18 protein-coding genes and 3 pseudogenes are annotated in these 22476 nt (G+C 73.5%); 7 read left to right on the top strand and 14 right to left on the bottom strand.

Annotation, left to right across the window (positions count from 1 at the left end; all coding sequences use genetic code 11):
* Positions 1–36: 36 nt before the first annotated feature.
* Both ACXKR8_RS29560 and ACXKR8_RS29555 read right to left on the bottom strand, forming a co-directional pair.
* Positions 37–1260 carry an acetoin utilization protein AcuC gene (locus tag ACXKR8_RS29560; RefSeq protein ID WP_458267625.1) on the bottom strand — a complete coding sequence of 408 codons (1224 nt, stop codon included), beginning with the start codon at positions 1258–1260 and terminating at the stop codon, positions 37–39.
* Positions 1257–2464 (bottom strand): annotated as a pseudogene (locus ACXKR8_RS29555) (MFS transporter). The gene ACXKR8_RS29560 and the pseudogene ACXKR8_RS29555 overlap by 4 nt, the downstream one beginning before the upstream one ends.
* A 173-nt stretch (positions 2465–2637) precedes the next feature.
* Here ACXKR8_RS29555 and ACXKR8_RS29550 point away from each other — a divergent pair.
* Entirely contained in the window at positions 2638–4149 is a 1512-nt protein-coding gene (locus ACXKR8_RS29550) for a M23 family metallopeptidase (RefSeq protein ID WP_458267623.1), read from the top strand.
* Between the two features lie 24 nt (positions 4150–4173).
* On the opposite strand, the gene ACXKR8_RS29545 is transcribed toward ACXKR8_RS29550, so the two are convergent.
* The 3 genes from ACXKR8_RS29545 to ACXKR8_RS29535 all read right to left on the bottom strand — a co-directional run bounded on the left by ACXKR8_RS29545 (position 4174) and on the right by ACXKR8_RS29535 (position 6604).
* Entirely contained in the window at positions 4174–4824 is a 651-nt protein-coding gene (locus ACXKR8_RS29545) for an HAD family hydrolase (RefSeq protein ID WP_458267622.1), read from the bottom strand.
* A gap of 28 nt (positions 4825–4852) precedes the next feature.
* Entirely contained in the window at positions 4853–5662 is an 810-nt protein-coding gene (proC, locus tag ACXKR8_RS29540; protein WP_458275106.1) for a pyrroline-5-carboxylate reductase, read from the bottom strand.
* Between the two features lie 90 nt (positions 5663–5752).
* Positions 5753–6604 (bottom strand): proline dehydrogenase family protein, encoded by an 852-nt coding sequence (locus ACXKR8_RS29535; protein WP_458267621.1) that lies wholly within the window; start codon positions 6602–6604, stop codon positions 5753–5755.
* Between the two features lie 75 nt (positions 6605–6679).
* On the opposite strand from ACXKR8_RS29535, the gene ACXKR8_RS29530 reads away from it, so the two are divergent.
* Positions 6680–7135 carry a hypothetical protein gene (locus ACXKR8_RS29530; protein WP_458267620.1) on the top strand — a complete coding sequence of 152 codons (456 nt, stop codon included), beginning with the start codon at positions 6680–6682 and terminating at the stop codon, positions 7133–7135.
* A gap of 21 nt (positions 7136–7156) precedes the next feature.
* Here ACXKR8_RS29530 and ACXKR8_RS29525 read toward each other — a convergent pair whose 3' ends face one another.
* The 5 genes from ACXKR8_RS29525 to ACXKR8_RS29505 all read right to left on the bottom strand — a co-directional run bounded on the left by ACXKR8_RS29525 (position 7157) and on the right by ACXKR8_RS29505 (position 12577).
* Positions 7157–7654 (bottom strand): hypothetical protein, encoded by a 498-nt coding sequence (locus ACXKR8_RS29525; RefSeq protein WP_458267619.1) that lies wholly within the window; start codon positions 7652–7654, stop codon positions 7157–7159.
* Positions 7655–7725: 71 nt separating this feature from the next.
* The gene (gene ilvD / locus ACXKR8_RS29520; RefSeq protein WP_458267618.1) at positions 7726–9570 is read right to left on the bottom strand and encodes a dihydroxy-acid dehydratase; all 1845 of its coding nucleotides are present in this window, start codon (positions 9568–9570) and stop codon (positions 7726–7728) included.
* Between the two features lie 111 nt (positions 9571–9681).
* Positions 9682–10443 (bottom strand): class I SAM-dependent methyltransferase, encoded by a 762-nt coding sequence (locus ACXKR8_RS29515; protein ID WP_458267617.1) that lies wholly within the window; start codon positions 10441–10443, stop codon positions 9682–9684.
* 25 nt (positions 10444–10468) lie between these two features.
* Positions 10469–11284: a sugar phosphate isomerase/epimerase family protein gene (locus tag ACXKR8_RS29510; protein WP_458275105.1), complete on the bottom strand. Its 816-nt coding sequence runs from the start codon at positions 11282–11284 to the stop codon at positions 10469–10471.
* A gap of 348 nt (positions 11285–11632) precedes the next feature.
* On the bottom strand, positions 11633–12577 hold the full coding sequence (locus ACXKR8_RS29505; RefSeq protein ID WP_458267616.1) for a Ppx/GppA family phosphatase: 945 nt from the start codon (positions 12575–12577) through the stop codon (positions 11633–11635).
* Positions 12578–12689: 112 nt separating this feature from the next.
* Between ACXKR8_RS29505 and ACXKR8_RS29500 the strand changes: the two genes are divergently transcribed.
* Entirely contained in the window at positions 12690–13499 is an 810-nt protein-coding gene (locus ACXKR8_RS29500) for an AIM24 family protein (RefSeq protein ID WP_458267615.1), read from the top strand.
* Positions 13500–13670: 171 nt separating this feature from the next.
* Positions 13671–14405: pseudogene (locus ACXKR8_RS29495) on the top strand (hypothetical protein).
* A 7-nt stretch (positions 14406–14412) separates the two neighbouring features.
* On the opposite strand, the gene ACXKR8_RS29490 reads toward ACXKR8_RS29495, so the two are convergent.
* The 3 genes from ACXKR8_RS29490 to ACXKR8_RS29480 are packed head-to-tail and all read right to left on the bottom strand — an operon-like array spanning position 14413 to position 17713.
* Complete coding sequence (locus tag ACXKR8_RS29490) at positions 14413–15294, bottom strand: hypothetical protein (RefSeq protein WP_458267614.1); 882 nt, start codon at positions 15292–15294, stop codon at positions 14413–14415.
* The gene (locus ACXKR8_RS29485; RefSeq protein WP_458267613.1) at positions 15291–15842 is read right to left on the bottom strand and encodes a SigE family RNA polymerase sigma factor; all 552 of its coding nucleotides are present in this window, start codon (positions 15840–15842) and stop codon (positions 15291–15293) included. Before ACXKR8_RS29485 ends, ACXKR8_RS29490 begins: the two co-directional genes overlap by 4 nt.
* Positions 15761–17713, bottom strand: a complete 1953-nt coding sequence (locus tag ACXKR8_RS29480) for a BACON domain-containing protein (RefSeq protein WP_462099911.1) — start codon at positions 17711–17713, stop codon at positions 15761–15763. Before ACXKR8_RS29480 ends, ACXKR8_RS29485 begins: the two co-directional genes overlap by 82 nt.
* Positions 17714–17820: 107 nt before the next feature.
* Between ACXKR8_RS29480 and radA the strand changes: the two are divergent.
* Positions 17821–19313 (top strand): annotated as a pseudogene (gene radA / locus ACXKR8_RS29475) (DNA repair protein RadA).
* A gap of 98 nt (positions 19314–19411) precedes the next feature.
* Positions 19412–20518, top strand: a complete 1107-nt coding sequence (gene disA, locus ACXKR8_RS29470; protein WP_458267610.1) for a DNA integrity scanning diadenylate cyclase DisA — start codon at positions 19412–19414, stop codon at positions 20516–20518.
* A gap of 24 nt (positions 20519–20542) precedes the next feature.
* On the opposite strand, the gene ACXKR8_RS29465 is transcribed toward disA, so the two are convergent.
* Entirely contained in the window at positions 20543–21427 is an 885-nt protein-coding gene (locus ACXKR8_RS29465; RefSeq protein WP_458267609.1) for a hypothetical protein, read from the bottom strand.
* Positions 21428–21586: 159 nt separating this feature from the next.
* Between ACXKR8_RS29465 and ACXKR8_RS29460 the strand changes: the two genes are divergently transcribed.
* Positions 21587–22471, top strand: coding sequence for an HhH-GPD family protein (locus tag ACXKR8_RS29460; RefSeq protein ID WP_458267608.1), 885 nt, complete (start codon positions 21587–21589; stop codon positions 22469–22471).
* Positions 22472–22476 lie beyond the last annotated feature (5 nt).

The raw sequence follows: 22476 nt of genomic DNA, 5'->3' as shown, positions 1-22476 counted from the left end.
GGTTGAGTAGCCGTCAGGGCGACGGCCGGGCGGCGCTCAGGGCAACAGCCCGTGGTGCGGGAACACCGCCTTGCGGGTGGCGAGCACCGCCTGGTCCAGCCGGTCGGCCGGGTCGTAGCCGGCGTCGAACTCCTTCCAGGCGGCGGACATGCCGTCGGTCATCCGGCGCGGTCCCTGCTGCCCGGTGCGGCGGAAGACCTCGGCCCGCCACTCCTCCGGGACGTCGGTCTCCGGCGCGATCGGGTGCCCGGCGGCGATGGCGACCAGGTGCGTCCAGGTCCTGGGGACCACGTCGGCCACCGCGTAGCCGCCGCCGCCGAGGGCCAGCCAGCGTCCGGCGGTGTGCTCGTCGGCCAGATCGGCCAGGGCGACGGCCACCGCGCGCTGGGCGTCCAGGCTGACCGCGAGGTGCGCCAGCGGGTCCTCCAGATGGGTGTCCGCCCCGTGCTGGCTGACCAGCACCTGCGGGTCGAAGGCCGCGAGCAGCTGCGGCACCACGGCGTGGAAGGCCCGCAGCCAGCCGGCGTCCCCGGTGCCGGCCGGGAGCGGCAGGTTGACCGCGGTGCCCTCGGCGGAGGGGCCGCCGATCTCCTCGGACCAGCCGGACTGCGGGAACAGGGTGCGCGGGTGCTCGTGCAGCGAGATGGTCAGCACCCGGGGGTCGTCCCAGAAGGCCCGCTCCACCCCGTCCCCGTGGTGCACGTCCACGTCCACGTAGGCGACCCGCTCGGCGCCCAGCTCCAGCAGCCGGGCGACGGCGAGGGCGGCGTCGTTGTAGACGCAGAAGCCGGAGGCGCTGCCGGACATGGCGTGGTGCAGCCCGCCGGCGAAGTTCACCGCGCGGCCGCCGCGCCACGCCCGCCCGTCGCCTGCCACCACCCCTGTTCGAGGCGCTGCGCGCCACACCGCCTCGGCGCCGGCCACCGACTGGCCCGCGATCAGCGCGGAGGCCTCGTGCATGGCGGCGAAGGCGGGGTTGTCCTCGGTGCCGAGCCCGCGGGCCGGGTCCGGCACCCCGCTGGTGGCGACCTTGCGCACGGCGGAGACGTACTCGGGCTGGTGCACCAGGGCCAGGGTGGAGTCCCCGGCGGCCGGGGCGGCGCGGACGGTGACCTCGGGCAGCCGGTCCAGGCCGAAGGCCCGGACCAGCGACATGGTCAGCGACAGCCGCACCGGGTCCATCGGGTGGCCGGGGCCGAAGTCGTAGCCGGTGACGGCCTCGTCCCAGAACAGGTCCAGCTGGTGGGGCTGCGGAGTCATACAGCCACGGTATCGGGCTCCACCGCCGCCGCGGCCGGGGCCCCGAAGGACTTGGCCACCAACAGGATCACCAGCACCAGCAGCATCGGCACCAGCATCGCGATCCGGTAGCTCAGACCGCCCGCGAGCGCCCCCACCAGGGGGGATCCCACCAGGAAGCCGACGTAGTTGAAGATGTTGAGCCGGGCCACCGCCGCGTCCGACGCGCCCGGGAACAGCCGCCCGCCGGCCGCGAACACCTGCGGCACCACCACGCTGATGCCCAGCCCGACCAGGCCGAAGGCCACCACCGCGGACCACGGCCCGGGCGCGACCGACACCAGCAGGAACCCGGCCGCGCACACCACCGTGCCGACCTGCACGGTACGGACGCTGCCCCAGCGCTGGATCCGGCTGTCGCCGAGCAGCCGGCCGAGCAGCATCACCGCCATATAGGCCCAGTAGGCCAGCGTGGACGTCTGGTGCGAGCTGTGCAGGCCGTCCTGCAGGTACTTGGCGCTCCAGTTGGAGACGGTGGCGTCGCCGATGTAGGCCACGCACATGGCCAGGCAGAGCGGCAGCAGCGGCTTCCAGGGGATGGAGCGGGCGGCGGCCTGCACGGCCTCCTCCACGGCTCCGGCCAGCTCCACCGGACCGGCGTAGAAGACGCCGGCGGCGATCACGATCGGGACGACCACCGCGGTCGCGGTCCCGTACAGCAGGAACAGCGACAGGTGCCAGTGCTGGCCGGCCCAGGCCAGCGAGGCGCCGGTGATGCCGCCGAGGCTGTAGGCGGCGTAGAAGCCCTGCATGATGCTGCGCCCGTTGCGGTGCTGCAGAGCGACCCCGGACATGGCCTGGCTGCGTCCAGGCCGCCGACGCAGAGGCCGAAGGCCGCCATCGCGATCGCCGCCTGCCACTGCTGGTGGCCCGCGCCGATGCCGATCAGGGTGAGACAGGTCAGCGGCTGCACGATCCGCAGCACCGCGCGCGGCGAGGTCCGCTTGACCACCCACTCCATGGAGATGCTGCCGATGCCGGCCAGGATCGGCACCGCCGCGAGGTAGATGGTCAGGGTGCCGTCGGACATCCCGTACTGGTCCTGGATCTCCGGGATCAGCGAGACCAGCAGGGCGAACACCGTCCCCTGCGCGACATAGCTGACCAGCAGCGCGATGCGCGCCTGGCGCAAGCGCGCCGGAAACTCCGCGACCCCTGCTGACATTGCCGCACACCTCTACTCACCAGTACTCGAACGATTGGCGCGAGCGTACGGACCTTTGCCCGCGTCGGGAAGTCCCTGCCGGGAAAAGATCGCAAGCCGCAACCCACGTCGCTCCCGCTCAGCGCGCTGCTCGTTACTTACGGTGAGAGTACGACTGCAGACAGGAAGACCAGATGAGCCCGCGCGACCGACTCCTCGCACCACTGCGCCGTTTCCCCTCGCAGGATGCCGTCTCCCAGGCCCTCGCGGCGGTGTTCGGCGCGGAGGCGCTGGACGAGTCGGCCTTCAGCGGGGAGCTGCTGCGCAGCGTGCCGCTGGACCGGCTCCGGGCGACGGTGGACGGCCTGCGGGAGCGCCACGGCGCACTGCGGGGGGTGCGGCGGGCACCGCGGGAGCGGGAGCTGTACCAGGTGCAGTTCGCGGAAGGCACGGAGCTGGTCTGGGCCCAGCTGTCCGCCGACGGCAGACTCACCACCCTGGTCACCGGCCCCGCGGCCTTGACTGCCCGTCAGGGGTCACTCCCCGCCCAGTCCCGCACCGACCTCCCGGTCCTCTCCGGAACGGCAGCGGCTCCCGCCCACGGACCGGTCCCGGTTTCTGACCCGGCACCGATCCCGGCACCGGCGTCCGACCCGGTTCCCGCGCCGGCACCAGCCCCAGCCCCGGCCTCGGTCGAGCCGCCGCGCGGGGGCGCCACCGCGGTCTCGTCCAGCGCCGCCTCGCCCAGCGCGGCGGCGCTGACCCGGCTCACCCTCGGCTATCTCGCCGCCGCGGTGGCCACCGCCGTCCTCCCCTTCCTCACCGGCACCGCCACCGGCTGGCTGCTGCTGGTCCTCACCGCGCCCGCGCTGGCCTGGTACGCGTTGCGGACCGGGCCCACCCACGCGCTCCCCCCGTGGTTCCGCGCGCTCCCCCTCGCCGCCGTCGCCCTCGCCCTGCTGGCCGGGCTCCGCGCGCTGCCCGCGTTCGGTCCCGGGCTGCCCTGGACCAGGCCGGGGATCCCGGAAATGGCGCTGTGCGCGGCCGGATTCGCGCTCGCCGGATGGACCTGGCGGCGGACCCGGCCGATCCAGCCCTCCCCCAGCGCACACCCGCTGATCCTCGGTTTCCCACTCCGCGGCGGCTGCTTCACCTTCACCGAGGCCGGCGGCCCCGCCGTGAACCGCTACGCCCAGGAGTCGCTGACCCCCGGCGCGAGCCGGCACCGCCGCTACGCCATGGACCTGGTGCAGCTCGGCGACGGGCCGCAGTGGCGCGGACGGCGTGCGCTGGGGCTGGCCCCGGCCGGGAACCAGCGCTATGCGATCTTCGGCCAGCCGGTGCTCAGCCCCTGCGACGGCGTGGTGGTCGCGGCCGTGGACGGCCTGCCGGACCACGACCCGTACGCGCCCGCCGTGGACCACCCGGAGGGCAACCACATCGCCATCGACACCGGCCGGGCGCTGGTGGTGCTGTCCTGGCTGCGGCAGGACAGCGTCCGGGTCCGTCGGGGCCAGCACCTCACCGTGGGCACCCCGATCGCCGCCGTCGGCGACTCCGGCGACGGCAGCGAGCCGGCGCTGCACCTGCGCGCCGAGACCCGTACCTCGCAGCCGACCCCGGGCAGCGGCCTGGGCCTGCCGTTCCGGCTCACCGGCCTGCGCGGCGCCCCGCTCCGGGGGCGCCGGCTGCGGGTGCCGGACTGACCCGCACGAACAGCCCGGCCGGGCTCAGAGGCCCAGCAGCGCCGGGACCTCCGCCGGGTCCTGGTAGAGGCCGGTCGCGTCGGCGAGGCGCTCGCGCGGGGTGAGCGCGGTGTAGCCGTAGACGTCCATCCCGGCGGCGCGGGCCGCGGCCACCCCGAGCGGGCTGTCCTCCAGCACCACGCAGCGCTCCGGCGCGACCCCCATGGTCCTGGCGGCGTGCAGGAACAGGTCGGGCGCGGGCTTGCCCCGGCCCACGTCCTGGGCGCTGAACAACTGCTCCTCGGTGAAGAAGCCGGAGAGCCCGCAGGTGTCCAGCGCGGTGCGGATCCACTCGTGGTGGGCCGAGGAGGCCACGCAGTAGCGCAGGCCCGACTCGCGCACCCGCTTCACCAGCTCGGCCGACCCGGGCACCGGGGTGAGCCGCTCCCGGAAGGCGGCGAAGACCCGGGCGTGGAAGTCGTCGTCGAAGCTCTCGTGCAGCCGGGCGCCGTCGAAGCGCTCGGCGATGGTGTCGTGCACGGTGTGCGAGGCCGCGCCCATGAAGTCGCGGTAGGAGTCCTCGATCGTGGTCGGGTACCCCAGCTCGGTCAGATAGTCGGCCAGCAGCCGGTTGGACAGCGGCTCGCTGTCCACCAGCACCCCGTCATTGTCAAAGATCACCAGGTCGTAGCGCATGGCACCACCCTAGGGTCCTTGGCAGCCGCTACTTGCCGCCGGAGGCCAGCTCCTGCGAGCGGTTGCGGGCCGCCTCCAGCGCGGACAGCATCGCCGCCCTGACCCCGTGGTTCTCCAGCTCGCGGATGGCCGCGATGGTGGTTCCGGCCGGGGAGGTGACCGCCTCGCGCAGCTTCACCGGGTGCTCGCCGGAGTCCCGCAGCATCACCGAGGCGCCCACCGCCGCCTGGACGATCATCTCGGCCGCGACCGCGCGGGGCAGCCCCAGCAGGATCCCCGCGTCGGTCATCGCCTCGACCAGGAAGAAGAAGTACGCCGGTCCCGATCCGGAGAGCGCGGTGGCCGCGTCCTGCTGCGACTCGGGGACCCGCAGCGTCTTGCCGACCGGCTTGAAGATCTCCTCGGTGCGCAGCAGGTGCTGCTCGCTCGCGTGCGAGCCGGCCGAGATGACGCTCATCGCCTCGTCGACCAGCACCGGGGTGTTGGTCATCACCCGGACCACCGGCGTCCCCGGCGCGAGCCGCTCCTCGAACCAGGCGGTGGGCACCCCGGCCGCGCCGGAGATCACCAGCCGGTCCGCCGAGACCTGCGGCGCCAGCTCCTCCAGCAGCGCGCCCATGTCCTGCGGCTTCACGGTGAGGATCAGGGTGTCCGCGGCCTTGGCCGCCTCCGCGTTGCTGACCGCCTCCACCCCGTAGCGCTCGCGCAGCTCGGCGGCACGCTCCGGGCGGCGCGCGGTGACCAGCACGTCCGCCGGGGACTTCCCGGCCCGCAGCAGCCCGGAGACCAGGGCCTCGCCGATCTTGCCGGTGCCGAGGACGGCGACTCGTTGCGTCATGGGACCTCCGTGCGGCTCTGCGTGCTGACCTTGCTGGCCGCCATCCTCGCACCGGCCGCGGGCGCGGCGTCCCCGCCGTCCAGCAGCCGGTCAGTGGGATGCACGCAGCGCTCGACGTGTCATCTGCCCGTAGGGAACGGTCACCCGCACCGCCTCGCCCGCAGCGGCCAGTCGTCGCTGCTCGTCCGGCCGGACGCCGTAGGGCAGCTGGAACTCGTAGCTCTGCTGCGGCCGCCCGGCCCGTACCGCCAGCGCGCCGGCGATCTCGATCAGCCGGGGGTCGTCGGTGGCCACCATCGGGTGGCCGTGACCCTCCATCAGCAGCCGCAGGCAGCGGACGAAGGAGCGGTCCACCTCGCCCCGGCCGCGGAAGGCCACCCGTTCGGCCCCCGGACACCGGCCCTTGACCAGCCGGACCCGTGTCCCGGTGTGCAGCAGCTCACGGCAGTCCGCCTCGGTGCGGCGCAGACAGGACCGCAGCACCACGCCGACCCGGGGGAAGTCCGCGCGCAGCTCGGCGGCCGTGTCCAGGGTGTCGTCGACCGCCCAGGGGGCCGACCGGTCCAGGGTGACCGCGGCCCCGGCCGCCTCCGCCGCCGCGCACACCGCGCGGGCCCGCTCCAGCGCGGCGCGACGGCCGTCCGGACGGAGCCCGGAGCCCAGCGCGGACAGCGCGACCGCGACCTCGGCCCGCCCGCCGGTCCCGGCCGCGCCGAGCCGCGCCAGCAGCGCGAGGTACTCGTCCCGCACCGCGTCGGCTTGTGCCGGGTCGGCGCTCTCCGCGCCCAGGTGCTCCACGCTGACCTGCAGCCCGCGGGCGATCAGCCGGTCGAGGACGCCGACCGCCTCCGCGGTGGACTCCCCGGCGACGAAGCGCCGCAGCAGGCGCCGGCCGACCACGGGACGGCACGCGGCGGCGAGCAGGAGCTCACGGGTCAGCATGCGTCCAGCCTAGGGCCGTAAAACTCAGGGTTGTCCCCTATAGCGTTCGGGTCGTCGAGGGCGCACCGTGGAGGCATGACTAGCAGTGATGTCTCGTCCCGCGAATCCAGCCAGCTCGCCGTCGCCTCGGCCACGCACGGACCCTGGCGTTCCGCGGGCGTCGTCGGCGTCGTCGGCGGCGGTGCCACCCTCGGCCTTGAGCTGATCACCCTGAACTGGTCGCTGGGCATGCTCGCCTGGCCGGCCAGCGTCGGCCTGTTCCTGCTCTTCCTGGTCGGCGGCGTCGGCTCCATGGTGGGCAAGGGCGGCGAGCGACGGCTGCGCCGCTGGGCGTCCGAGCACCCGTGGCAGACCGCGGCGGTCCCCGCCGTCGGCCTCTTCGTCACCAACACCGTGACCCAGTTCCTGCTCAGCGGGGACGGCGTCTTCTTCAGCATCTTCACCGGCCTTTGGCACGCCGCGATCCTCGGCGCCATCGTCGGCGTGGTCGGCTCGGTCGCCTCCACCCGCCGCAAGAACACCGGCTACTAGAGTCCGACGGGCCCAGCAGGCTCAGCGCCGCTTGCGCCGCGCGCCCGCGCCCGCCGTGGCGGGGGTGCGGCGGCGGACGTGGGCGGCGGACGCCAGCTCGTAGCGGGCCCGCTTCTCACCCTCGCCGGGCGCCTCGACCAGGCTCCGCAGGAAATAGGCGACCAGTATCCCGACGCAGCCGATCACCAGCATCGGGCCGACCGACCGGTCGTCCGCCATCCAGCCGGTCAGCGCCGCCTTGCCCTTGCTGAGCAGGTTCCAGGTGCGGATCGCGGCCACGCAGGTGCAGATCGCGACCGCGACCACCAGCAGGGCGTTGACCAGCGAACCGGCCTCGGAGACGAACACCCCCTGCACGCCGAGCCGCATCAGCACGGTTCCGGCGACGGCCGCCACCAGCGCGCCCGCGCTGACGGCCACCCGCCGCAGCCAGTAGCCGGCGTCGTGCTGGACCCAGCCGGTCCCGAAGAAGCGGACCGGTTCGGGGCTGGGTGCGGGGCGTTCGGTTTTCTCGGACACCGCTCGATTATGCGACGGCGGGCCGTCCGCCCGGTATCACCGGACAGACGGCCCGCCGCCGTGCAACTCGCTCAGCCCAGTCGGGAGACGTCCCGGACCGCGCCCTTGTCGGCGCTGGTGGCCATCGCCGCGTAGGCCCGCAGCGCGGCCGAGATCTGCCGCTCGCGGTTCTTCGGGCGGTAGCCGTGACCCGCCTCGAGCACGGCCCGGCGGGCGGCCAGCTCCTCGTCGGAGACCTCCAGCCGGATCGAGCGGCCCGGGATGTCGATGGTGATCAGATCGCCGTCCTCGACCAGCGCGATCGCGCCGCCGGAGGCCGCCTCGGGCGAGGCGTGCCCGATCGACAGGCCGGAGGTGCCGCCGGAGAAGCGTCCGTCGGTGATCAGCGCGCAGGCCTTGCCCAGGCCGCGGCCCTTGAGGTACGAGGTCGGGTAGAGCATCTCCTGCATGCCGGGGCCGCCCTTGGGGCCCTCGTAGCGGATGACGACGACGTCGCCCTCCTTGATCCGCTTGGTGAGGATCGCCTCGACCGCGTCCTCCTGCGACTCGACCACCACGGCCGGGCCCTGGAAGGTCCACAGCGACTCGTCCACGCCGGCCGTCTTCACCACGCTGCCGTCCACGGCCAGGTTGCCGTAGAGGATGGCCAGGCCGCCCTCGGTGGAGTAGGCGTGCGCCACGTCGCGGATGCAGCCGCCGGCCGCGTCGGTGTCCAGGGTGTCCCAGCGCTCGGACTGGGAGAAGGCGGAGGAGGAGCGGACGCAGCCGGGCGCGGCGTGGAACATCTCGATCGCCTCGGCGGACGGGGAGCCGCCGCGGATGTCCCAGGTCTTCAGCCAGTCGGCCATGGACGGGCTGTGCACGGTGTGCACGTCCTCGTTCAGCAGCCCGCCCCGGTACAGCTCGCCGAGGATCGCCGGGATGCCGCCGGCCCGGTGCACGTCCTCCATGTAGTACGAGCCGTTGGGCGCGACCTTGGAGAGGCAGGGCAGCCGCTTCGACAGGGCGTCGATGTCGGCCATGTCGAAGTCCAGCTCGGCCTCCTGGGCGGCGGCGAGCAGGTGCAGGATGGTGTTGGTGGAGCCGCCCATGGCGATGTCCAGCGCGACCGCGTTCTCGAACGCGGCGCGGGTGGCGACATTGCGCGGCAGCACGCTGTCGTCGTCCTGGCCGTAGTACCGGTTGGTGATCTCGACCACGGTGCGCCCGGCGGCCTGGTAGAGCTCCTTGCGGGCCGTGTGGGTGGCCAGGATCGAGCCGTTGCCGGGCAGCGCCAGGCCGATGGCCTCGGCCAGGCAGTTCATCGAGTTCGCGGTAAACATGCCGGAACAGGAGCCGCAGGTCGGACAGGCGTTCTCCTCGATCCGGGAGATGTCCTCGTCCGAGATGTTCTCGTTGACGGCGTCGGAGATCGCGTTGACCAGGTCCAGCTTGCGGACGGTGCCGTCGACCAGGGTGGCCTTGCCGGCCTCCATCGGGCCGCCGGAGACGAACACCACCGGGATGTTCAGCCGCAGCGCCGCCATCAGCATGCCCGGCGTGATCTTGTCGCAGTTGGAGATGCAGATCAGCGCGTCGGCGCAGTGCGCCTGGACCATGTACTCGACCGAGTCGGCGATCAGGTCGCGGGAGGGGAGCGAGTAGAGCATCCCGGCGTGGCCCATCGCGATGCCGTCGTCCACCGCGATGGTGTTGAACTCGCGCGGGATGCCGCCGGCGGCCTGGATCGCCTCGGAGACGATCCGGCCCACCGGCTGGAGGTGCGTGTGCCCGGGCACGAACTCGGTGAAGCTGTTCGCGACCGCGATGATCGGCTTGCCGAAGTCCTCACGGGCTACGCCTGCGGCCCGGAGGAGGGCGCGCGCACCAGCCATGTTGCGACCGTGGGTGACCGTACGGGACCTCAGCTCGGGCACAATGCTCAACTCCTTCGTCGTTGACGAACGAGCCTACGCCGCGGTATCGCGACATGGACGGGCCGTCCGAAATACGGTACGGCAGGTCCCGGCCCCGAGGCGACGAAGCCTTCAGTCGTTGAGGCCCACGGTCAGGTCCAGATCGAACTGCTCGACCACGACCCCGTCGGGGAAGACCGCGAGCAGTGCCTCCCGCTCCGCCGCCAGCACCTCCGCGCGCCGCGCGGGCTCCAGCACCGCGACATAGGAGCGGGAGCCGAGGTCGGCCAGCGACAGGTCCACCGGGATCCGGCGGCTCCAGTGCAGCACCGCCCTCCCGGTCCGCGGCATCAGCCGGGCCAGGTCGGGTCCTGAGGAGTTGACCGCGCCGTAGCCGTGGTACTTCGGGCAGGCCGCGATCATCCGCTGCTCCTGCTCCATCGGCCAGCCCTGGCTGCGGTCCTTGATGTTCCAGAACAGCGCCAGCGCCCCGCCCCTGCGCAGCACCCGGCGGGCCTCCGGCACCGACTTCTCCGGGGTGGTCCAGTGGAACGCCTGGGCGTAGGTGACCAGGTCGACCGAGCCGTCGGCGAACGGCAGCGCATGGCCGTCGCCGCGCACCAGCGGCAGCTCCGGGCTGCTGAGGTGCAGCTGCGCGGCCATGCCGGGGGTGGGTTCCACCGCGACCACCTCGGCCCCGCGTCCGTGCAGCAGCCGGGTGGCGATGCCGGTGCCGGCGCCGACGTCGAGCACCTGGGCGCCCTTGAGCGGGCGTCCGCTCAGCTCCTCGATCGCGTCGAACAGGCTCTGCGGATAGCTGGGGCGGGCCGCCTGGTAGTCGGCGGCGACCGCGCCGAAGGAGCTGGAGAGGTCGGAACCGTGTAGTGAGGTCATCTCGGTGTGCGTCCCTGCTGTCGGGTCAGCGTTTGACCGACCCTAGCGGGGCGGCCGTGGCCAGGTGGAGCCGGGTGAAGGCCAGCGCCTCGGCCAGGTCGGCCTCGCGTTCGACGGGTCCGGGCGAGCGCCGGGTGTTGACCTCCAGCACCACATGGCCGTCGAAGCCGGTCCGGGCCAGCCGTTCCAGCAGCTCGGCGCAGGGCTGGTTGCCGCGCCCGGGGATCAGGTGCTCGTCCTTCGCCGAGCCGGAGCCGTCGGCGAGGTGGACGTGGGCCAGCCGGTCGCCCATCCGGTCCACCATCTCCAGGGCGTCGGTGCGGGAGGTGGAGACATGGGAGAGGTCCACCGTGAAGTGCCGGTAGTCCTCGGTGGTGGGATCCCAGTCCGGCGCGTACGCGGCCACCTCGCGGTCGCGGTAGCGCCAGGGGTACATGTTCTCGACCGCGAAGCGCACGTCCGTCTCCCCGGCCATCTGCCAGATCCCCTGGACGAAGTCCCGCGCGTACTGCCGCTGCCAGCGGAACGGCGGGTGGACCACCACGGCGGACGCGCCGAGCTTCTCCGCCGCCGCGCGGGCCCGGAGCAGCTTGGTCCACGGGTCGGTGCCCCAGACCCGCTGGGTGATCAGCAGGCAGGGCGCGTGCACCGCGAGGATCGGCACCCCGTGGTAGTCGGAGAGCCGGCGCAGCGCCTCGATGTCCTGGCTGACCGGGTCGGTCCACACCATCACCTCGACCCCGTCGTAGCCGAGCCGGCCCGCGATCTCAAAGGCGGCGGCGGTGTTCTCCGGGTAGACCGAGGCGGTGGAGAGCGCCACCTTGGCGTCCGGCACCAGCAGCGGGAAGCCCTCGCCGGCGGCGGACGGGGGAACGGCCAGGGCCCGGGGCTGCGCGAGCAGCCGGGGGGTCGGAGCGGACGCCTTCCCGGCGGGCTTCTTGCCGACGGCCTTCTTGGCGGTTTTGCCAGCCTTGGCGCCCGTAGCCGCGGATTTCTTCGCCGCCGCCTTCTTCACCGCTGCCTTCTTCGTGGCAACGGCCTTCTTCACCGCGCCTGCCTTCTTCGCGGCGCCGGTTCTGGGATTCGGTTGCTCATCCGTTGGATCCGCCACGGAACACAGCGTATGCGCGTCCGCCGCTCGGCGGGGCGGCGGTGGGGCGGCAGCGGGACAGCGTCGGCCCCGCGGCGATCAGCCGAGCTGCTGCTCGCCGGTCATCTGGTCCAGGCGGCGCAGGATCAGCCCCTCCCGCAGCGCCCAGGGGCAGATGTCCAGCGAGTCCACCCCGTACAGGTCCATCGCCCCGTCCGCGACCAGCGCGCCGGCCAGCAGCTGCCGGGCCCGGCCCGGCGAGACGCCGGGGAGCAGCGCGCGCTGCTCGGTGGTCATCGCCGCCAGCCGGGGCATCCAGGAGGCGAGCGAATCCCGCGTCAGTTTCCGCGGCAGGTAGGGGCCGTCGGCCTCGCGGGCGGCTCCGGTTATCCGGGCCAGCTGCTTGAAGGTCTTGGAGGTGCCGACCACCCGGTCCGGCGGGCCCAGCCGGTGCACCTCGGCGACGGTGCGGGCGATCTCCGCCCGGACGTGGCGGCGCAGCCGGCGGACGTCCTCCGGGTCCGGCGGGTCGCCGGGCAGCCAGCCCGCGGTGAGCCGGCCCGCCCCCAGCGGCAGCGAGACCGCGGAGTCGGGCTGCTCGTCCAGGCCGCAGGCGATCTCCAGCGAGCCGCCGCCGATGTCCAGCAGCAGCAGCCGCCCCGCTGACCAGCCGTACCAGCGGCGGGCCGCCAGGAAGGTGAGCCGGGCCTCGTCGCCGCCGGAGAGCACCCGCAGGTCGACCTCGGTCTCCCGCTGGACCCGCTTCAGCACCTCCTCGCCGTTCGCCGCCTCCCGTACCGCGGAGGTGGCGAAGGGCAGGACCTCCTCGACGCCCTTGTCCTCGGCGACCCGCATCGAGGAGGCGACCATCTCGATCAGCCGCTCCACCCCCTCGTCGCTGATCGCCCCGTCGGCGTCCAGCAGCTCGGCCAGCCGCAGCTCGATCTTGTGCGAGTACGCGGGGACCGGGGCAGCACCGGGGTGCGCGTCCACCACCAGGAAGTGGACGGTGTTGGATCCCACATCGAGTACGCCGAGTCGCATAAACGGTCACGGTACGCGAGGGCGCGGACCGGATCACCTCGGGACCGGAACCGGCGGGGGCGTCCGGCGCGTTGGTGGAGGCAAACCGCCCTGTCGTCGGAGGAGAAACCCCGTGGCCCTGCAACTCCAGATCGTCGGGAACGCCATGCAGATGGCCGTGGTCCAACTCCAGCCCGGTCAGACCGTCTACTGCGAAGCCGGGAAGTTCCTCTTCAAGACCGTCAACGTCACCATGGACACCCGGATCTCCGGCCCCAACAACAACCAGCAGGGCGGCGGGGGCGGCGGCGGGATGGGCGGGATGCTGCGCCAGGCGATGGGGACGGCGATGCAGGCCGGGCAGCGGATGCTGGCCGGCGAGAGCATCGCGTTCCAGTACTTCACCGCCCAGGGCAGCGAGGGCACGCTCGGCTTCGCCGGGACCCTGCCGGGCGAGATGCGGGCCCTGGAGATCACCCCGGGCCGGGCCTGGATGGCCGAGAAGGACGCCTTCGTCGCCGCCGAGTCCGGCGTGAACTTCGGCATCGCCTTCTCCGGGCTGCGCAGCGGGATGGCCGGCGGCGAGGGCTTCATCCTGGAGAAGTTCACCGGCGAGGGCACCGTGATCATCGCGGGCGCGGGCAACTTCATCGATCTGAACCTGTCCGACTTCGGCGGCAAGCTGCAGGTCGACACCGGCTGCATCGTCGCCTTCGAGGAGGGCGTGCGGTACGGGGTGGAGCGGGTCGGCCGGATGAACCGGCAGGGTGTGATGAACGCCATGTTCGGCGGCGAGGGGCTGTCGCTGGCGACTCTGGAGGGCCAGGGCAAGGTCATCCTGCAGTCGATGACGTTGGAGGGCCTGGCCAACGCGCTGCGGAAGGCCCAGGGCGGCGACAAGGAGGGCGCCACCGGCGGCCTGTTCGGGACCAGGGTGCAGTAGCCGCCGGGCCGGACACCCGGTCGGCAGACCCGGCCTCACCTGCTCTGCCGACCGCCGACCAGGCCATAGGCTTGCCGGGTGCCAGCCGTAGATGTGACGCTCACCGATCGCAAGGCAGTCGAGAAGGCTGCGAAGAAGGCCGCCGCGGCTGCCCGCAAGCGCGAGGTCCCGCTGGACTTCGCCAGGGCCTGGGTCGAGTTCGCCGACCCGAGGATCCGGAGCAGGTCTTCCGCTGCGACCTGACCTGGCTCACCTCCCGCTGGACCTGCATCTTCGGACGCGGCTGCCACGGCATCCGCCCGGGGCGGGCCAGCGACGGCTGCTGCACCCTGGGCGCGCACTGGTCCGACGACGACGACCAGCAGCGGGTGCTCGGCCACGCGGCCCGGCTCACCCCGGAGACCTGGCAGTTCCACAAGCAGGGCAACGGCCCCAAGGGCATCAGCGAGCCGGACGAGGACGGGGATCTGCGCACCCGCCGGGTCGACGGCGCGTGCATCTTCCTCAACCGCCCCGGCTTCCCCGGCGGCGAGGGCTGCTTCGCTGCACACCCTGGCCCTGGCCGAGGGGCTGGAGCCGCTGGAGACCAAGCCGGACGTCTGCTGGCAGCTCCCGGTCCGCCGCACCTACGACTGGATCGACCGCCCCGACGACACCCGCTACCTCCAGGTCACCATCGGCGAGTACGACCGCAGGGGCTGGGGCCCCGGCGGCCATGACCTGCAGTGGTGGTGCACCGGCAGCCCGGACGCGCACATCGGCCCCGACCCGGTGTATGTCAGCTACCGCCCGGAACTGGTGGAGCTGATGGGCGCGGGCGGCTACGCCGTGCTGGCCGAGATGTGCGAGCAGCGGATCGCCGGGAGCGGGGCCGCGGGCCCGGTGGCCCCGCACCCGGCGGACTGACGGGACGTCACTTCGGGCAGGTGACCGAGAAGAGCAGCCTCTTGTTGGGGTCGATGCCGGCGTTGATCGGCCCGTAGCCGTCCACCCGCACCGTCCAGCCCTCGGTCAGGGTGCCCGAGCCGGGGTCGTCGGCGTACCAGGTCTTGGCCTGGTCGTGGCCGCAGGTGGCCGAGGTGACATCGGGGCCGAGCAGGCCGTCCCCCGACTTGCCGCCGGACACGACGCCTCCGTAGACATCCACCATGATCGCGTCGCCCGGGCCGGTGGAGGCGCTGCCGCAGGTCACTCCGGTCACCTTGGAGGTGTCGGCGTCGAAGACGAACTGCGGGTGCCGGGTCAGCCGGTGCGTGCCGTGGTAGAGAATCGGGGCGATGCCGCCGTTCAGCGCGCCGTCGGCGACCTGACCGCAGGTCACCCCGAGGCCGCCGCTCCCCCAGGCGTGGGTGAAGACGGCCGGGCTCGCGAACAGCGCGGCGACGGTGTCGAGCTTCACCTTGCCGCGGGTGGCCGAGTTCTCGTACATCATCGCGGCGACGGTGACGGTGCGGGTGGCCGCGTCCTGCGCCTGCGCCGGATCGACATAGGGCAGCGGGGACGGGTCCGCGCTGGCGCTCGCGCTGGGGGCGTGGCTCGCCGACGTCCGCGAGGGCGCCGCGGGCGGGGTCGGCCGGGGGCTGCTTCCGCCCGACACCACGGCGACCCCGGTCCCGACCGCCGCCACCGCGATCACCACCGCGGCCAGCGCCCACAGCTGCGGCCCGCGCCGCCCGCGCCGTGCGGCGATCAGCGCGGAGGGGTCGTAGGTCGGAACCGGCGTGCTGTCGACAAAGTCATTCATGGCTGCGACCAGCTCCCGCTCGACGTCCTGGTCCTCACTGAACCTGCTCACTGGGCACCTCCTTGCACATTGCTCTGGTTGGCGCGCTCGCTCTGTTGGGCCGGGACCACGTCGCGCAGCTTGGCCAGCCCGCGGGCCGCCTGCGAACGCACGGTGGAGGTGGAGACCTGCATCAGGTCCGCGATGCTCTCGTCGGAGAGGTCGTCGAAGTAGCGCAGCACCAGCACGGTCCGCATCTTCAACGGCAGTGTGTGCAACACCCGGATCAACTCGTCGCGCAGCACCACCTGCCGGTACGGGTCGACAGTCGCCACGGATGCGTCCTGGTCGGTGTCGCTGTCCAGCAGCGGCACCTCGGTGCGGCCGCGCTGGCCGCGCCAGCGGTCGTTGGCCAGATTGACCAGGATCCGGCGCGCATAGGCGTCCGGAGAGTCGGCCCTGCGGACCCGGCCCCACTGCTGCCAGATCCGCTCCAGCGTGGACTGCACCAGATCGTCCGCCGGATCCCGGCTGCCGGTCAGCAGCAGTGCCGTCCGGAACAGCGACGGCGATCTGGCCTGCACGAACTCGGCGAACGCCGCAGTGTCTGCGCCTCGCATCGCTTCCTCCCCCTGTGCCCCGTCGTTCTTGCCACCAGGACAGACGGACGCGGGAGGCCGGCTGCTGCACCAGGTTCGCACCCGTTACTAGACCGTGATCCTGCTGGGCGGCAGCTACCGGGCGTGCCGGCCCCGGCGGTGGCCTCGGGGGCAGGAGCGGGGCCGGTCGGCGCGGCCGAGGTGGGCGGGTCGGTGGTGGGCGGGGGTGAGGTCGGGGCCGGGGTCCCACTGGCCGTCGGGGTCGGCGTGGGGGTCGGCGTCGGGGTGGGGTCCGTGGTCGGCGGCGGGGTCGGGGTACTGGTCCCGGCCGGGGGGCCCGAGGCGGGCGGAGGCGCGCCGCGGCGGCCGCCGGAGCTGCCGGGGCCGCGCAGTACGACCACCGAGCCCGAGGGCGCGATCGCCACCTGCGCGGTCCACTCCCCCACCGGCACGGTCGCCTGGTCCACGGTCACCAGCAGGGTGACCTGCCCGCCCGGCTGCAGCGTCCCGCTGCTGCGGCTCAGCCGCAGCCAGGCGGCGGTGCTCGCGGCATGCCAGGCCACCGCCGTGCCGCCGTCGTTGACCAGGGTGACCACGGTCCGGCCGCCCTGCTCGCTGGCGCTGACGGCCAGTCGGGCCGGGCCTGCGGTGCCGAGCCCGAGCCCGGCGCCGTGGTGCCCCACCGAGGCGGACGGCGGCGGTACCGGGCCGACCGGGGCCGGCGCCGCGCCGACCGGCGCCGTCGCAGCAGGCACCGAGGGCACCGCGAACAGCGAGGGCGTCGCCGACTGCACCGGACCGGCCGCCAGGGACGGTTCGGGCTCAGGCGTCGCCGAGTCGACCTGCACCGAGGACACCGGATCCTCCGCCGGGGCCGAGCCGTGGTGGGTCACCCACAGCGCCATCACCGGGGCGGCCACCACCATGGCGATCACCGTGCTGGCCACCGCCCGCTGCCGCAGCATGGTCGCCCGGGCGGCCCTGGCGGTCCGGTGGACCGGGAAGCCGCGCCGGTCGAACCGGGGCTCGCGGCCGTCCTCCCGGCCGTCGCTCCGCTCACTGCGGCCCGCGCCGAGCGCCGCGAAGAAGCCCTCGCCGACCGCGGCCTTGCGGGCCTCCGGCGGGGCCGCCACCAGGGCCGGCGACCCGGGCGCCCGCAGCGTCCCTGGCCAGGGGCCGACCGCGGCGGCACGTTCGGCCGTGCCCCGGCAGGTGGGGCAGGCGTCGACATGCCGGACCAGCTCGCCGCGCAGCGCCGTGCCGAGGACCGGACCGCGCCCCTCGCCGATCACCGCCAGCTCCGGGCAGGCCTCGGCGGCCAGCACCGCCAGCGCCGCGGCCGTGCGCTCCAGTTCGCAGACCGCCTGCGCCAGCAGCGCCCCGGCCTGCTCGGTGCGCAGATCCAGGACCGCGCCCAGCTCGGCGGGCCGCAGGCCGTGCCGTCCGGCCAGCTCCAGCGACTCCCGCTGGGCCGGGGTGACCCCGGCGGCCTCGGGCCAGCCGAGGGTGGCCAGCCGGCCGTGCTCGGCGCTGTGCCGGCCGGCCGGGCGCGGGACGCTCCTGACCGGATCCGCCTCCTCCATCCGGACCAGGCAGACATGCCGGGCCAGCGCGTACAGCCAGGCGCGCAGCAGTTCGGGGCGGCGCAGCCGGCGCCGGTGCCGCGCGGAGAGCTGCCGCACCTCGCGGACGGCCGCGACCGCCTCGGCCTGGTCGCAGAGCACGGACAGGCAGTAGGTGAACAGCCCGTCACCGAGCCGCTCCCAGGCCTCGTCCAGGGCCCGCGCGCCGGTCGCCCGCCCGGCGCCGACCCGCGCGTCCCCGGGCCGGGCCGACGGCAGCGGCGCGGGCGGGAGCGGGGCAGAAGCTGTGGCCTGCACGTCTGTGGTCACACACCGACGTTAGGGCCGGGAGGCCGTGCGTAGGGGAACTTGCCCTGCGGATACTCCTAACGGGTGACCGATCACCGGTGTCGGTGGTCGGCTGTAGCGTTCACGGCATGGCAGCACGAACCACCTCCAAGCCCGCCCGCGCCTCGTACCGGTGTACCGAGTGCGGCTTCACGCCGCCCAAGTGGACCGGCCGGTGCACCGAGTGCAACGCCTGGGGCACGGTCGAGGAGACCGGCGCGGTCCCGGTCCGCACCACCGCCGCAGGGCCGGTGACCAGCGCCGCGATCCCGATCGGGCAGGTCGACGCACGGGTCGCCGCGTCCCGGCCGACCAATATCGACGAGCTGGACCGGGTGCTCGGCGGCGGTCTGGTCCCCGGCGCGGTGGCGCTGCTCGCGGGCGAGCCGGGGGTCGGCAAGTCGACGCTGCTGCTGGACGTCGCCGCCAAGGCCGCCAGCGAGCAGCACCGCACCCTCTACATCACCGGTGAGGAGTCGGCGAGCCAGGTCAGGCTGCGGGCCGACCGGATCGGCGCGATCTCCCCGCACCTCTACCTCGCGGCGGAGACCGACCTCGGGGCGGTGCTCGGCCACGTCGAGCAGGTGCAGCCCTCGCTGCTGATCCTGGACTCGGTGCAGACCATCGCCTCGGCCCAGTTGGAGAGCGCGCCCGGCGGCCCGGCCCAGATCCGCGAGGTGACCGCGGCGCTGATCCGGGTCTCCAAGGCCAGGGCCATGTCCACGCTGCTGGTCGGCCATGTCACCAAGGACGGCTCGATCGCCGGGCCGCGGCTGCTGGAGCACCTGGTGGACGTGGTGCTGCACTTCGAGGGCGACCGGCACGCCCGGCTGCGGATCATCCGCGGCGTCAAGAACCGCTACGGCGCGACCGACGAGGTCGGCTGCTTCGAGCTGCACGACAAGGGGATCACCGGGGTCGCCGACCCGTCCGGGCTGTTCCTGACGAAGCGTGACAAACCGGTCCCCGGCACCTGTCTGACCGTCACCCTGGAGGGCCGCCGTCCGCTGGTCGCCGAGGTGCAGGCGCTGATGGTGGACTCGCAGATCCCCTCCCCCGGCGCACCACCTCGGGCCTGGAGTCGCCCCGGATCGCCATGGTGCTGGCCGTGGTCGAGCGGCACGGCGGGGTGCGGCTCGGCAAGCTCGACATCTACACCGCCACGGTCGGCGGGGTGAAGCTCACCGAACCGGCCGCCGACCTGGCGATCGCGCTGTCGGTGGCCAGTTCCGCGGCCGACACGCCGCTGCCGCCGAACATGGTGGCGATCGGCGAGGTGGGCCTGGCCGGCGAGGTCCGCCGGGTCACCGGCGTGGAGCGGCGGCTGGCCGAGGTGGCCCGGCTCGGCTTCACCCATGCCCTGGTTCCGCCGGATCCGGGGAAGATCCCGGCCGGGATGCGGGTGACCGAAGTGGCCAATATCAGCGAGGCGCTGGCCGCGATCCCCGGTCAGGGCGGCCGCTCGCGGGCCCGGAAGGAGCGCCCCGAGAAGCGTCCCGACGCAGGTGGGTCGCCCCTTTCGTCCGTTCCGGGAGGCGACTCCGGGCTGATGGACGGATGGGATCCGATCGACCCCGACTAGCGCCGGAACCGGGTCGCCGTCAATAACCGGACACAGTCCGCCGCGCCCGACGGTAAACTCATGGCGGTACACCGCACCCCCACCGGAGGAGTCGTCCCGTGGCAGCCAACGACCGGGCGGATCGCTCCTCCCGCGAGGAGGCCCTGATGCGGGCCTCGCTCAGCGCCGTAGCCCCCGGCACCCCACTGCGCGACGGCCTGGAACGGGTCCTGCGCGGCCGTACCGGCGGCCTGATCGTCGTCGGCTTCGACAAGACCGTGGAGTCGCTCAGCACCGGCGGCTTCGTGCTCGACGTCGAGTTCTCGGCGACCCGTCTGCGCGAGCTGTGCAAGCTCGACGGCGCGGTCGTCATCGACAAGGACATCACCAGGATCGTCCGGGCCGGCGTCCAACTGGTCCCGGACGCCTCCATCCCCACCGAGGAGACCGGCACCCGGCACCGCACCGCCGAGCGGGTCAACAAGCAGACCGGCTACCCGGTGGTCTCGGTCAGCCAGTCGATGCGGCTGATCGCCCTGTACGTCAACGGCGTGCGCCGGGTGATCGAGGACTCCGCCGCGATCCTCTCCCGGGCCAACCAGGCCCTGGCCACGCTGGAGCGCTACAAGCTCCGGCTGGACGAGGTGGCCGGCACCCTCTCCGCCCTGGAGATCGAGGATCTGGTGACGGTCCGTGATGTCACCGCGGTGGCACAGCGGCTGGAAATGGTCCGTCTGATCAACCGTGAGATCGCCGGCTACGTGATCGAGCTGGGCACCGACGGCCGGCTGCTGTCGCTCCAGCTGGACGAGCTGATCGCCGGGGTCGAGCCGGAGCGCGAGCTGGTCGCCCGCGACTACTTCCCGGAGCGCGCCGCCAAGCGCGGCCGGACCGTGCAGGACGTGCTGGCCGATCTGGAGGGACTGACCCACAGCGATCTGCTGGACCTGCAGACGGTCGCCAAGGCCCTGGGCTTCCCGGGCACGCCCGAGGCGCTGGACTCCGCCGTCAGCCCGCACGGCTACCGGCTGCTGGCGAAGATCCCGCGGCTGCCGAACACCGTCATCGAACGCCTGGTCGAGCACTTCGGCAGTCTGCAAAAGCTGCTCTCCGCCAGCATCGACGAGTTGCAGGCGGTCGAGGGCGTCGGCGAGTCGCGGGCCCGCTCGGTCCGTGAGGGGCTGTCGCGACTCGCCGAGTCCTCGATCCTGGAGCGCTACGTCTGATCCGGCCGGGTGGGGCCGCTCAGGTCAGCTGCCGAACGGGGCGAGCTTGAACTGGTGCGCGGGCTGGATCGGGATGCCGTTCACCGAGATCCTGGCCACATAACTGCCTGCGCCCACCGCGCCGCCGCCACCGCCGGGGGTGCAGCCCGCCGCCGAGGTGGTGCGGCTCCACTGGAACTGCGCGGTGAGCGGGCTGCCGGAGGCCGGTGCCGCGTACCACTGGGCGGTGGTGACCTTGGGGCAGTCGCCGGAGGACCAGACGTGGTTGTTGCCGTCGCTGGAGACGGTCAGCACCGCCGACTTGGCGCCCAGGTCGACCCGGCAGGCCGCGCCGGTGGTGTTGCTGATGGCCAGTTGGAAGGTCGGCCACTGGCTGGAGTCATAGGTCTGCTCGGTGCTGGTCAGCGCCAGCTCGACGTCGGCCGCCGCGCAGACCGGCAGGTTCATGGTGCCGGCCGCGTTGGGCGGTGTGGCGACGCCGCCGCTGCCGCCGCTGGCACTGCCTCCGTTGCTGCCGCCGGAGCTGGCGCCGGCCCCACCGCTCGTACCGCCGGTGCTGCTGCCGGTGCCGGTGCTGGGGCCGCCGCCGCCCACCACCGTGCCGCCGTTGGTGCCGGCCGGCGTGGTCGCCGAGGCGCTGCCGGACGGGCCGGACGGCGTGCCGCCGCCGGCTCCGCCCGCCTTCGAGCCGTCGCTCGACCCACCGGGGGCGCTGGTACCCGGGTTGATCGAGGCGACGGGGTGCGAGGACGAGGCCGGTCCGCCCGCTCCGGGTTTCCCGCTGCCGCCGGACAGCAGCAGCCAGAGGACCAGGAGGAGCACCGCGGCGAGGACCACGAGCACGACGAGGCGGCGCCGCCAGTAGATGGACGAAGGCAGCGGCCCGACGGGATTGCGCAGAGAAGGCACGAGCAAACCTTACGAGAGATCAACCCCCGCTCAGCACAACACCGCCGTACCAGCGGTCTCTTCTTTCACATCATCGTCCTGATAGTCCGTTCGGATGGTTTTTCGCCACCGTTCCGGTGACTCGGCGGTGACCCCGCGTGTGCGAGGATCGACAGCGCCATGACTGACAACACCGCGCTGCACCGCACCGTCCTCGCCTGGTACGCCGCCCACGCCCGGGAACTCCCGTGGCGGGAGCCGAGCGCGGGGCCCTGGGCGGTGATGGTCAGTGAGTTCATGCTCCAGCAGACCCCGGTGAAGCGGGTGCTGCCGATGTACGCGCAGTGGATGGAGCGCTGGCCGACCCCGGCCGCGCTGGCCGCCGCGCCCTCCGGCGAGGCGGTCCGGGCCTGGGGACGGCTCGGCTACCCGCGCCGGGCGCTGCGGCTGCACGCGGCCGCCGTGGCGATCACCGAGCTGCACGGCGGCGAGGTGCCGACCGACCACGCGGAGCTGCTCGCACTGCCCGGCGTGGGCGAGTACACCGCCGCCGCGGTGGCCTCCTTCGCGCACCGGCAGCGGCATGCCGTGCTGGACACCAATGTCCGCCGGGTCTTCGCCCGGCTGGTCGACGGCCAAGAGTTCCCGCCGACCGCGACCACCGCCGCCGAGCGCAGGACCGCCAACGCACTGCTGCCGGAGCCGGCCGAGACCGCCGCGACCTGGGCCGTCGCGGTGATGGAGCTGGGCGCGCTGGTCTGCACCGCGCGGACGCCCGACTGCGGTCACTGCCCGGTGGCGGACAGCTGCGCCTGGCGGCTGGCCGGCAGCCCGCCGTACCAGGGCCCGGCCCGCCGGGGCCAGACCTACGAGGGGACGGACCGTCAGGTGCGCGGCAAGCTGCTCGCGGTGCTGCGCGCGGCCGACCACCACACCGACGTCCCGCAGGCCGCGTTGGACGCGGTCTGGCCGGAGCCGGTCCAGCGCGCCCGCGCCCTGGACGGCCTGGTCGCGGACGGGCTGGTGGAACCGGTCGCCCCCGGGGTCTACCGGCTGCCGGGCTGAGCTCG

The sequence above is a fragment of the Streptacidiphilus sp. PAMC 29251 genome (assembly GCF_054208735.2).
Note: the sequence above shows the minus strand (reverse complement) of the source record. Positions and strands in the feature narration are given on the sequence as shown.